Genomic DNA, 11,985 nt, shown 5'->3' with positions numbered 1-11,985 from the left:
AGCCCAGGCCAACGTCACAACAGCAGGTGACTTTTCACGCTGTTCGCGTTGGTGTGAGGCCGGAGGCAACAAGTCCGCTGGGACACAATCCCGGCATGAGCCAGTCCGATCTCTTCTCTGCCGATGTGCCGGCGCCGGCCGCGCCGGCTGCGCGCGCGGCCGAATTGCGTGCCACGCTGAACCACCACGCCCACCTTTATTACGTGCTCGACCAGCCCGAGCTGCCGGACGCCGAGTACGACCGCCTGTTTCAGGAGCTGCAGGCCATCGAGGCCGCGCATCCCGCACTGCTGACACCGGACTCGCCGACGCAGCGCGTGCTGGGCCGGGTGCTGGACGGCTTTGCGCCGGTGCGGCATGCCGTGCCGATGCTCAGCATCCTGACCGAGACAGACACCACGCCGGCCGGCGCCGAAAGCTTTGATGCCCGGGTGCGCCGCGAGCTGGATCTGGGCGAACTCGGCGCGCCGGTGGAATACGCCGCCGAGCTGAAGTTCGACGGTCTGGCCCTCAATCTGCGCTACGAGCGCGGCGTGCTGATGCAGGCAGCCACCCGTGGCGATGGCGAAACCGGCGAAGAGGTGACGCAGAACATCCGCACCATCAAGCAGATTCCGCTGCGCCTGCTGGGTGTCGACGCCGCCGTGCTGGAAGTGCGTGGCGAGGTCTATATGCGCCGTGACGACTTCGAGGCCTTGAACGAACGGCAGCGCGAGAAGGGCGACAAGACCTTCGTGAATCCGCGCAATGCCGCCGCTGGTGCGGTGCGCCAGCTGGACCCGGGCATTGCCGCGCAGCGCCCGCTGAGTTTCTTTGCCTACGGGCTCGGTGAGGTGCAGGGTTGGGCCCCGCCCCACACGCATGCGGGCGTGCTGGACGCGCTGCAGGCCATGGGCGTGCCGGTGTGCGAGCACCGTGTAGTGACCTTCGGGCCGTCCGGCCTGGTGCAGTTCCATCAGGCGATGGCGCAGCAGCGCGATGCACTGCCCTTTGACATCGACGGTGTGGTCTACAAGGTCAACAGCCTGGCGCAGCAGCGCAGCCTGGGTTTCAAGACCCGCGAGCCGCGCTGGGCGGTGGCCCACAAGTATCCGGCGCAAGAGCAGCTGACGCGGCTGAATGCGATCGACATTCAGGTGGGGCGCACCGGCAAGCTGACGCCGGTGGCCAAGCTGGAGCCAGTGTTTGTGGGCGGCACGACGGTCAGCAATGCGACGCTGCACAACGTCTTCGAGCTGCGCCGCAAGGGCGTGCGAGTGGGCGACACGGTGATCGTGCGCCGCGCCGGCGATGTGATTCCCGAGGTGGTGGGCCGCGTCGTGAGCGTCGCGCCGGCGCCGCGAGCCGGCGATGCTGCTGCGGCGGCGGACAGCCTGCCGAGCGGCTTCGCGCCACGCCAAGCCTATGTGCCGAACTTCCGCATGCCTGCCGTCTGCCCGGTGTGCGGCAGCGCAGCGCTGCGCGAAAAGGGCGGCATCGATTACCGCTGCAGCGGCGGCCTTTTCTGCCCCGCGCAGCGCAAGCAGGCGCTGCTGCATTTCGCGGGCCGCCGCGCGATGGACATCGAAGGCTTGGGCGACAAACTGGTGGAACAGTTGGTGGACGGCGGCATCGTGCTCAGCCTGCCCGGGCTCTACACGCTGGGTGTGGCCAAGCTGGCCGCGCTGGAGCGTATGGCTGACAAGAGTGCGCAGAACCTGATCGACTCCCTCGAGAAGAGCAAGTGCACCACGCTGGCCCGCTTCCTGTTTGCGCTGGGCATACGGCAAGTGGGCGAAACCACGGCCAAGGACCTGGCCCGGCATTTCGGCAGCCTGGATGGCCTGATGGAGGCCAGCGTGGAGCAGCTTCTGGAGGTCAGGGACGTCGGCCCGATCGTGGCCCAGAGCATCCACACCTTCTTTGCCCAGGCGCACAACCGCGAGGTGGTCGAGCAGCTGCGCGCGGCCGGCGTGCAGTGGGAGGAAGGCGAGGGTGCGGCCCAAAGCCAAGGCCCGCAGCCGCTGGCCGGCAAGACCCTGGTGCTGACCGGCACGCTGCCGACACTCAGCCGCGACGAGGCCAAAGCCCTGATCGAGGCCGCCGGCGGCAAGGTCAGCGGTTCGGTCTCGAAGAAGACCCATTTCCTGATTGCCGGCGAGGAAGCCGGTTCCAAGCTGGACAAGGCCCGTGAGCTTGCGGTGGCCGTGCTGGACGAAGCAGGGCTGCGCGTGCTGCTCAGCGGCGGCTGATCCAAGGCGCGTCTTGAACCGCTCACTTCTTGGGGAGTCGAGTCATGCAGCTGATCGCGTTCACAAGCAGTCTTTGGGGCTGGATCGGCCTGCTCATCGCGGGTCCCGCCCTGGCCGAGTTGCCTGGCGCCGATCCGGCCTGCTCGAAGGCCTGGCAGCAATCCGTTGAGGCCCGCGTGAGCAGCGGTGATGGCCAGGGGCATGGGCCTGATCTGGGGTCGGCCGAGTGGCAGGGCACGGTGGAGTTCCGCATGGGCTTGCGCGGTCGCGCCGATCTGCCCAACCGCACCAGCGCAGACTGGTGCCGTTTCATCGAAGGCCGATTGCAGGCGAGAGTCGCCTCGGACACCCAGGCCAGGCCCGTTGCAGGCCGGGCGGCCGGCAGCGGCAGCGGCAGCGGCAGCGGCAGCGTGGTGCCGCCGGCCTGCCGCGTCAAGCCGGCTCCGGGCAGCATCGCCGCCCGCGTGTGCGCCGATCCGGAGCTGCGTCAGCTGGATCAGCGGCTGGCCGAGGTCTATGCCGCCGCGCTGCGCAAGGCGGTCAACGAGCGGCCGCCGGTCCTGAAAGCCGAGCAGCGCGGCTGGATCAAGGGCCGCGACGACTGCTGGAAGGCCGGTGCCGACGGCATCATGGGCTGCGTGCGCGACAGCTACCGCCGACGCATCGTCGAGCTGCAAGCGCGCTACCGGCTGGTGCCGGTGCTGGAAGTGATGCGTTATGTCTGCGATCTGGCAAATCCAGCAAATGAGGTGGTGGTGACGTTCTTCGCCACCGAGCCGCCGACGCTGATCGCCGAGCGTGGCGACCAGCTGTCCCTGATGGTGCAGGAGCCCAGCGCCAGTGGCGTTCGCTATCTGGGCCGCAACGAAAGCCTTTGGGAAAAGGGGGGCGAAATCCGTCTTCTCTGGGGCTACGGGCAGCCCGAAATCACATGCAATAGCAGGGCTCGATGAGCCGACTGTGGCTTGCGGGCAGCACAGCCGCGTGCAATTCGTTCAGATTTCACTGTTAGCGAAGGTCCTTACAGATTGAGTGCGCCGGCTGTATCACAATTATCAAATCAACTCTGATGCCGTGAAGCCCATGAGCAAGCCTGTGTCCACGCTGCCCGCCTCAACCCCCGCCTGGTTGCGCCCCGGGGTGAACTGGTTTCGCCGGATGATGTTCCCCGGCAAGTCGGCGGTGGTGCTGCTGCTGCTGCTGGCACCGCTGATCATGCTGCTGGTGTTCTTTGCCAGGGACCATCTGGCCATGCTCGAGAGCACGGCCAACGAGCGCCGCGGCGTCGCGGTCGTCCAGGCCATCGTGCCGGCGATGCAGGCCACACAACTCCTGCGGCGTGCCGTGGTCGACCGCGCCAACGGCAAGGACAGGCCCGATCTGGAAGGGCTTCGCGCTGACTTCAACAAGCGCTACGCAACGGCGATGGCGGCGATCAAGCTCCAGCATGCCTACTTCGGTGGTGATGGCGACGTGCACATCAAGGAGATTGAAGCGGCGTACGCGGCGGCTCAGTCGATCGACACCAAGGCGCCGGCCGCCGAACAGCGCAAGCCGCTGGTAGCGCTCAGCGGGGAGTTCGCCGTCATCACCCCTCACTTCGTGGATTCGAGCGGCCTGGCACTGGATCCGGAAGGCGACAGTTATTACCTGATGCTGGTGTCCATGGTCGAGTTGCCCGATCTGATGGAGGCCATGGGCCTGACGCGCGGTGCCATGGCCACGCTGGCCCGCGATGGCATTAGCCCGGCGACTGTCGCGCCTGCGGCGGCAGCGCTGGCCGTGGACAAGGCCAGCGTGAACCGCATCCAGCTCAGTTTTGGGCGGGCGCTGGAATTCAACGCCGGACTCAAGCAACTGAAGTTCGAAGAGGGTTTGCAGAAGTCTCTGGCCTTTTTCAAGGCAGCCGACGCGACGATCACTGGCGGCCCAGGCGCCCTGAGCGCCGATGCGGTGGTGAGTGATGCCACGGTCGCGATCCAGGACCTGCTGGCGTTGCAAGGCCGTGTTGCCAAGACTTTGGACGGCTTGCTGGCCGAGCGCGAATCGCGGATTCGAGCCGCCATGACCTTTGCCTTCGTCCTGACGTCGTTGCTGGTGCTGGCTGCTGGCTACTTCTTCTACTGTTTTTACCGCGCCATCAACGGCGGCATGCAGGCCTTGGTGGTGCACATGCACGAGATGGCTGGCGGCGATCTGTCGCGCGCGATCGAAGTCAAGGGCAGCGATGAGACCGCAGTGCTGATGCGTTCGCTTGCCGAGATGCAGCAATCGCTATGCAACACGGTCGCCCAGGTGCGCGAAACCTCGGCTCAGATCATCGACTCAGCCAGCGAGGTGGCCTCGGGCACGCTGGACCTGTCACGGCGCACCGAGCAGTCGGCCGCCAATCTGGAGGAAACCGCCTCGGCGATGGAGCAAATCGGTTCGCGCGTTGCGACCACCACGGACGGCTCCCAGCAGGCTTCGCAGCTTGCTTCGGGCAATGTGGGCCTTGCGCGCCGCGGCGGCGAGGTGATCGGTCAGGTGGTGCAGACCATGGACGACATCCGCAGCTCCAGCCAGCGCATCGGCGAGATCATCGGCGTGATCGACGGCATTGCCTTCCAGACCAATATCCTGGCGCTGAACGCCGCGGTTGAAGCCGCACGAGCCGGCGAGCATGGCCGCGGCTTCGCTGTGGTGGCCACTGAGGTGCGGGCCCTGGCCGGCCGCTCGGCCAGCGCGGCGCGCGAAATCAAGTCGCTGATCGTCGCCAGCGGCGAGCGCGTCGAATCGGGCAGCCGCATCGTCAGCGATGCCGGCAGCACGATGAGCGAGATCGTGGCCAGTACTGAGGAGGTCGGCGGGCTCTTGCAGGGCATTTCGGCTGGTGCGCGCGAGCAGGCCAGCGGCATCTCGCAGATCGCCAAGGCCATCCACGAACTCGATCAGATGACCCAGCAGAACGCGGCCCTTGTGGAGCAGACAGCGGCAGCCTCGGACGCGATGCGGGACCAGGCGCAGCGCCTGGTTACCGCAGTCGACGTGTTCAAGCTGCCTTAGTTAAGGCAATTGGGGCCAGCGCACCGTCACAACCCGCGAGTCGGCGGGCAAACGCAGCTGGGCCGCTTGCGGCCCGGTGGCTCGCCATTCGAGCAATCCCAAGGGCGTGGCCAGAGCGGCGCGCGCGAGGCCGGGGCCCAGCGCGATCAGCTGTACCGTTCGGCGTGGCCGCTGAGGTGCGGCGCTGAACAGCGGGGCCAGGGCTTCGGGCAGCTGCAGCGTGGCGCGACACAGGCCCGCCGTCTCGCTGAATTGCGCCGGCACCGCATGCGTCTGGCCGGCATCGCTGATGCTCAAGGTGTGCGCACCGGTCGGGCAGGGGCTGCGCACAAGGTCGGCCGGCAGTGCTCGGAAGGGAGCGCTCAGCAGCTCGGCGTTGCGCTCGATGGCGGTGGTCCAGAGCGCGTTGGACAGCAGGCTAACGCCCATCCCCAGCGTGGGCCAGAGCAGCAAGGCGCTGCGCGCGCCGCTTGTCACGCCGGCATGGTGTCGAAGCGGCAGGCCCTGCAGATCGTGCCCAAGGCGCCAGCCGATGCCCATGGTATCGCCACGCGGCTCCCTCACGGCCCGGCCATCGCTGTGCTGCTGAGGGCTCCACATCCATTGCCGCCAACGCTCGATCAGCAGGTCACCCTGCAACAGGCGACCGCCCCAGAGTGCCAGCGCGGCCGGCGTGGCCTCCAGGCCTGCGCCCCCCAGGCTGTAGCTGTAGTCGTGCGCCTCCGCTTCCTCAACGCCCGTCGGGGTCAGGGTATAGGGCCGACTCCTGCTTGAATCAGCCGACCGATAAATGTCTTCCGGCGCGATGGCCAGGCCTTGGGTGAGAGTGCCGGCCAGATAGTCCGCAAACGACCGGCCGCTGCCGGCCTCGATGGCCGCGGACAGCAGCGTGTAGCCCCAACTGGAGTAGCGGTACTGCTGTCCCGGCGTGGCAAGCAAGCTGCGGCCGGCCAGGTGCGCCCGCGCTGCATCCTGCGCGCTGCTGAAGGCGCGCCCGCCTCGGCCCGTATCCTGCAATTCGTAATGCGGCACGCCGGCCGTGTGTGCTGCCAGCTGCGCAGCCGTGATGGCGCCCCAGCCCGCAGGCAACCAGTCGGGCGGGTTGCCAGCTGCCGACAGTGGCGCGTGTGGGTCGATCCGCTCCTCCTGCGCCAGCCGGGCCAGTGCCGTGGCCGTGAACACCTTGGAGACGCTCGCCAGGCGGAAGCGCGTGTCGGCGTCCACCGGTTGATGCCGCGCGATGTCGGCCCGGCCACTGCTGCCTTGCCACACCAGCTTCCCTTGCTGCACCACCGCGGCGCCCATGCCGGGGACGCCGCTGGCTTCGCGCATCGCGTCCAGCAACGCCTGCGCCACCAGCGCACCTGGCGCCGGCGGCGTCTGCTGCTGAACTGGCCTCGACGTTGTTGCCTGCGCTGTCGCCTGCGCTGCCACGGCTGCGGCCCAGGCCAACAGCGCCACTGTCCTTGTTCTCCGATGCTTCTTCATCTGCACTCCGTTTTGACCGGGCCCATCGCCCAGCCGGCGAGGATGGGGCGGGGCTGCGCTCCGGGCCAGCGGTCTGCGACAGGCCGTGCCCGGCTTGCGGTGAACCGGTGTGCAGTCGAGCAGGTGGCTCTCTTGCGGCTGCGCCTCAGCGGGGACGCAGCAGCGCCATCAGCGCCGGCACATGGGTCCGGCTGGCGCGCACGGGCGTGCCGTCCTTCAGACGAAGCAGTGCATCGCGGTTGCTCAGCGCCTGCATCTCGGCGATCTGGTCAAGCCGCACGATGGCGCTGCGGTGCACGCGCAGGAACTGCGCCGGGTCCAGGCGGTCGGCCAGGCGATGCAAGGGTTCGCGCAACAGGTGCCGTCGGCCGTCTTCGGTGTGCAGCACCGCGTAATCCGCATCGGCTTCGATCCATCGCACCCGCTGCGCGTCGACAAAGACACGCCGCTCGCCCTCGCGCAACTCGAAGCGCTGCAGCCAGGCATCAGGAGCGCTTGCATCCTCGGGCAGGCTGCGCAGCCGCAGGGCTTGGCGGGCGCGGGCCAGCGCTTCGGCAAAGCGTGCGTCGTCGATGGGCTTGAGCAGGTAGTCCACGACCTGCAGCTCGAAACCGCGTAAGGCGTACTCAGCATGGGCGGTCAGCACGATGGCCACAGGGCGTTGCGGCTGAGGCCAGCGCGCCAGCAACTCCAGGCCACTGTCGCCAGGCATCTGGACATCGACGATCAGCACGTCGACGGCTGGCGTTGGCTGAGGACTCGCTGTTGCCAGCCCGGCCCAGGCCGACTGCGCGTCGGTGAACTCGCCCACCAGCGTGCAATCGGGCAAGGCCGCCAGCCGTGCTGTCACGCCCAGCCGCGCCAGCGGCTCGTCGTCGACCACGGCCACACGCAGTGCCTGCGTCATGGCGCCGCCGCCGGCCAGCGCACTTGTACACGGTAGCCTCCGGACACCGGGCCGGCATCGAAACGGTGGCGGCCGGGGAACAGCAGCGCCAGCCGTGCGCGCACATTGCGGTGGCCGATGCCATGGCCAACGGCCGCGCTGCTGCTGCTTTCGGCCAACGGGTTGTCCAGCTGCAGCAGCACATCGGCACCATCGCGCTGCAGCTGCAAGCGCAGCAGGCCGCCTTCGGGCCGCGGCGCGATGCCGTGGCGCAGCGCGTTCTCGACCAGCGGCTGCAGCAGCCAACGCGGTGTGGGCTGGGCCAGCAACTCGGGTGCGAGCTCTTGCTGGAGTTGCAGGCGCGGGCCGAGCCTGCGCTTTTCAATGGCGAGGTAGGTTTCGGTGTGCGCCAGCTCTTCGGCCAGGGGCACCAGCAGGCGCTCGTCGGCTTCCAGTGTGCTGCGCAGGTGGTCTGCGAGGTCGCTGATGAGCTCTCGTGCGGCGCCGCCCTGGCCGGCGGTACTGAGCGCAGAGATCGCGTTGAGGGTGTTGAAGAGGAAGTGCGGCTGCAGCTGGTAGCGCAGCGCGCGCAGCTCGGCTTCACGCGCCAACTGCAGGGCCTGTGCGCTGCGCAGCCGCTCGGCCTGCAGTGCCCAGGCGTGGTTCAGCGCCGCATGCAGGGCGGTGTGCACCAGCAGCGCCATCCAAACACCGTCGGGCCCGCGCCCGCGCAGCAGCGTGGCCCAGCTCCAGTTCAGCGGGGCGTCGCTGCCGAGGGCGTTCCACACGGCCAGCAGCACATTGCTCGCCAGAGCACCCAAGCCGCTGGCGAGCAGGAGCAGCAGTGCCGTAGCCCAACGGCCGCTGCCCCGTCGCCACAGGGCGCGCTGCCACAGGGTGAGCGGCAGCGCGGACAGTAGGAAGCAGGCCATCAACAGCAGGCGCTGCTGCCATGCGGCCTCATGCCCCAGCACCTGCAGACTGAGCAGACCGCTGCAGGCCGCCACGCCCCCAGCCCCAAGCAAGGGCCAGCGCAGCGGCGGCAGGTCGATGGCGTCAGCCTGGGTGGAGTGAGGGAGGTCCATCAAACAAGTGGCGGGCGGGTGACTGTGTCAAACGGCGGCATGCCTACGGCGGGCGCAATTGCGCGTGGATCGTCACGGTAAGCAGCGTGGCAGGCAGCGGCGGATCTTGCCAGATGCACGGGCACCTGCGGCAAGATGGCGCGCTGTCTGCCCACCCACAGTGCAGCGCTGCGCCGCGACAGGCCAGTCGGCCTGAGTCTGCGAGACGCCTTGCCCGGGTGTCAGCGGCCCTTGATCGGGCGCCGGATCAACTCCACCGCCAGCGCCGTGCCCAGCAGCACGATGGCGCAGCCGATGGCCATTCGCAGCGTGAAGGCCTCGCCCAGGAACAGCCAACCCCACAGTACCGCAAAGCCCGGGATCAGAAAGGTCACGGCGATGGTGTTGGTGGGGCCGATGCGCGACATCAGGCGGAAGTACAGGATGTAGGCCAGCGCCGAGCACAGCAGGGCCAGCATCAGCGCGCCGCCCCAGGCCCGGGCGCTGGGCATCTCAGCAGGCCACAACAGGGCGGCAGGCCCGGCCAGCATGAGGGCCGCATACAGCTGGCTGCCGGTGGCCACGGCCAGCGGGCTGACGCCGCTTAAGCGCTTCTTCGTGTAGTTGGCCGCAATGCCATAGCTGAGGGCGGCAAGCAGGCAGGCCAGCAGCGCCAGGCCGCTGCCGCCGGGCTTGAAGGAAGCCTGCTCCCATGCCAGGAACACGACGCCGGAAAATCCCAGCATCAGCCCCAGCACGCGCAGCGGGGTCAGTCCATGCCGCAACCAGGCCCAGGCGACCAGCGCGCCCCACAACGGGGTGGTGGCGTTCAGGATGCTGGACAGCCCGGCGGTGATCGACAGCGCGGCATAGCTGAACAGCGCAAAGGGCAGGGCACTGTTGAGCAGGGCCACAACGACCAACGGCCGGGCGTTGCTGCGCAGCTCCGTCAGGCCCTGGCGCCAGGCCAGCAGGGGCAGCAGCGCCAAGCTGGCGATGGCGACACGAAGTGCCGCCAGAGGCACCGGGCCGAACTCCTGCGCACTCAGGCGCATGAACAGGAATGAGGCGCCCCAGATGGCGGCCAAGCTGCACAGTTCCAGCAGATCGGCGGGCTTGAGTTTCATGGCTGGCGGGCAAAAGAATCTTGGGAGGGCGCGATTCTGGCAGCGACGCCACCCGGTTCGAGGCGCTGTTCAGGCTTCGGCAAAGGCGGTCCCTTCAAGACGCAGCAAGGCCTGCTTGCGCGCGAGGCCGCCGGCATAGCCGGTCAGCCCGCCGCCAGCGCCGAGCACGCGGTGGCAGGGAATCAGGATGGAGATCGGATTGCGCCCGATGGCGGCACCCACGGCGCGTGCCGCGTGGGGACGGCCCAGCGAGGCCGCCAGCTCGCCATAGCTCCGGCTGTGGCCGCTGGGGATGCGCAACAGCGCACGCCAGACTTCCTGCTGAAACGGGCTGCCGCGCGGCGCCAAGGGAAGCCTCGCCAGCGCTTGCACTTCCAGACGGCACTCGAAGTAATCCGTCAGCAGCGCGGCCACCTGCAGCAGCAGGGGATCGTCATCCACCCAGGGCGCGTCCAGCGGGCCGGGATGGTGGGCCTGTGCGTCGAACCACAGGCCGGCCAGACCCAGCTCGGTGCGCGCCGCGCACAGCGGGCCCAGCGGGGTGTTGATGCGGCATTGGGCAGTGAAACTCATGAGCTGCTCCGTTTGGCCGGCGCAAGAAGCGCGGCGTTGCGCCACAGGCGCAGCACGGCGTAGCTGCGATAGGGACGGTAGGGCTCGGCGGCGGCCAGCGTCTGTGCGGCCGTCAGCGGCTGCGCAGGGTCGGGGCTGAGGGCGCGCCGCAGCACGATGTCGCCGGTTGGAAAGGCATCCGGCCAACTCCAGCCGCGCATCAGCATGTAGTCGGCTGTCCAGGGGCCGATGCCGGGCAGGGCCAGCAGTTCCTTGCGCGCCTCGTCCACCTCGCCCTGGCCGAGCGCAAAGCGCAAGCGTGGCCAGGACTCGGCCAGCGCGATCAGGGCCTGGGCACGCTGACGGATGATGCCCAGCTCGGCAATCTGCGAGGGCTCGAGGTCGGCGAGGCTTGCCGGGCTCGGAAACAGGCGATTCAGGCCTGGCGCCTGCGCCGGCTCGACCAGGGCCTCGCCAAAGCGCTGCACCAGCCGTGCCGCCAGCGTGCGTGCGGCGGCGACAGTGACCTGCTGCCCCAGCACCGCGCGCACCGCCAGCTCGAAGCGGTCCACGCAGCCGGGCAGGCGCAAGCCAGGCTCGGCGGTGGCCAGGGCGCCCATCCGGGCATCAATGCCGCTGGGCTCGGCATCCAGGTCCAGCCAACGGCGGACCAGCGGCAGCAGGCTGGCGCTGGCCGGCCAGAGCGAGGCCGAGGGCGAGAGTCGCAGCTGGGATGCCTGCGCATCGAACTGCACGACAAGATGGCCGCGCAAGATCTGACCTCGGTGGAGCAGACGCAGGCTGCGGCTGATGCGCTGCTGGTCCAGGTCCACCACCTCGACACCGGGGATGGCCCGATCCGCTAGGAACTGCAGCAAGGCCTGTACCGCATAAGGCGGGCGAAAGGCCAGGCGCAACTGGCCTGGCTTCGCCATTGCTGCCGCAGCCGCACCCTGGCGGCGCAGCGCGCTGGGCTGCATGCGGTAGTGTTCGATGAAGGCCGCGTTGAAACGGCGCAGGCTGGCAAAGCCGGCCGCATGCGCCAGCTCGGACACCGGCAGCTTCGAGTCGCTGAGCAACTGCTTGGCCAGCAGCAGGCGCCGGGTCTGCAGGTACTGCAAGGGCGTCACGCCATGTTCGGCGGCGAAGATGCGGCGCAGATGGCGGCCTGTGATCCCAAGCTGCGTCGCCAGCTGCTCAATCGAGGCCTCCGGGTCGTCGCTGCGATCGAGCCATTCGGCGGCCTGGCGGGCCAGCGTGTGCGAAGCGTCCATCACGCTCCAGGCGGGCTGACCGGCGCGCGGAGCCAGCTCGGGGCGGCACTTCAGGCAGGGGCGGTAGGCGGCGGCCTCAGCCTGTGCGGCACTGGCGTAGAAGCTGCAGTTCTCGCGCTTCGGGGTGCGGACGCGGCAGATCGGGCGGCAGTAGATTCCGGTGGAGCTGACGCCGACGAACCAAAGCCCATCGAAGCGGGCATCGCGGGCGACAAGCGCCGGGTAGCAGTGGTCGGGGTCGAGCGGCATGTGGCCATGATAGGGTGGCCGCCGACGCCGCACTCGCCGTTTCCGGACATGTCGCCGAACGCCTCCTCT

At 68.7% G+C, this 11,985-nt stretch carries 9 protein-coding genes; 3 read left to right on the top strand and 6 right to left on the bottom strand.

Annotated features, from left to right (window positions below; all coding sequences use genetic code 11):
- Positions 1 to 95 precede the first annotated feature (95 nt).
- The 3 genes from ligA to ACIQ67_RS05090 all read left to right on the top strand — a co-directional run bounded on the left by ligA (position 96) and on the right by ACIQ67_RS05090 (position 5,276).
- A complete protein-coding gene (gene ligA, locus ACIQ67_RS05100) occupies positions 96 to 2,231 on the top strand; it encodes an NAD-dependent DNA ligase LigA (protein WP_397533275.1) in 2,136 nt (711 codons plus the stop codon).
- Positions 2,232 to 2,275: 44 nt separating this feature from the next.
- On the top strand, positions 2,276 to 3,184 hold the full coding sequence (locus ACIQ67_RS05095) for an MliC family protein (protein ID WP_397533274.1): 909 nt from the start codon (positions 2,276 to 2,278) through the stop codon (positions 3,182 to 3,184).
- Positions 3,185 to 3,314: 130 nt separating this feature from the next.
- Positions 3,315 to 5,276, top strand: coding sequence for a methyl-accepting chemotaxis protein (locus tag ACIQ67_RS05090; protein WP_397533273.1), 1,962 nt, complete (start codon positions 3,315 to 3,317; stop codon positions 5,274 to 5,276).
- On the opposite strand, the gene ACIQ67_RS05085 is transcribed toward ACIQ67_RS05090, so the two are convergent.
- From ACIQ67_RS05085 to ACIQ67_RS05060, 6 genes are all read right to left on the bottom strand, one after another.
- The gene (locus ACIQ67_RS05085; protein WP_397533272.1) at positions 5,277 to 6,764 is read right to left on the bottom strand and encodes a serine hydrolase domain-containing protein; all 1,488 of its coding nucleotides are present in this window, start codon (positions 6,762 to 6,764) and stop codon (positions 5,277 to 5,279) included. It lies immediately after the preceding gene.
- Between the two features lie 145 nt (positions 6,765 to 6,909).
- Positions 6,910 to 7,671 carry a LytR/AlgR family response regulator transcription factor gene (locus ACIQ67_RS05080; protein WP_397533271.1) on the bottom strand — a complete coding sequence of 254 codons (762 nt, stop codon included), beginning with the start codon at positions 7,669 to 7,671 and terminating at the stop codon, positions 6,910 to 6,912.
- A complete protein-coding gene (locus tag ACIQ67_RS05075) occupies positions 7,668 to 8,735 on the bottom strand; it encodes a sensor histidine kinase (protein ID WP_397533270.1) in 1,068 nt (355 codons plus the stop codon). Before ACIQ67_RS05075 ends, ACIQ67_RS05080 begins: the two co-directional genes overlap by 4 nt.
- A 221-nt stretch (positions 8,736 to 8,956) precedes the next feature.
- Complete coding sequence (locus tag ACIQ67_RS05070; protein WP_397533269.1) at positions 8,957 to 9,841, bottom strand: DMT family transporter; 885 nt, start codon at positions 9,839 to 9,841, stop codon at positions 8,957 to 8,959.
- A gap of 69 nt (positions 9,842 to 9,910) precedes the next feature.
- On the bottom strand, positions 9,911 to 10,414 hold the full coding sequence (locus tag ACIQ67_RS05065; protein WP_397533268.1) for a methylated-DNA--[protein]-cysteine S-methyltransferase: 504 nt from the start codon (positions 10,412 to 10,414) through the stop codon (positions 9,911 to 9,913).
- Positions 10,411 to 11,916: an Ada metal-binding domain-containing protein gene (locus ACIQ67_RS05060; protein WP_397533267.1), complete on the bottom strand. Its 1,506-nt coding sequence runs from the start codon at positions 11,914 to 11,916 to the stop codon at positions 10,411 to 10,413. The genes ACIQ67_RS05065 and ACIQ67_RS05060 overlap by 4 nt, the downstream gene beginning before the upstream one ends.
- Between the last annotated feature and the right edge of the window lie 69 nt (positions 11,917 to 11,985).

Source organism: Roseateles sp. (assembly GCF_044373315.1).
GTDB lineage: Bacteria > Pseudomonadota > Gammaproteobacteria > Burkholderiales > Burkholderiaceae_C > JACDQM01.
Note: the sequence above shows the minus strand (reverse complement) of the source record. Positions and strands in the feature narration are given on the sequence as shown.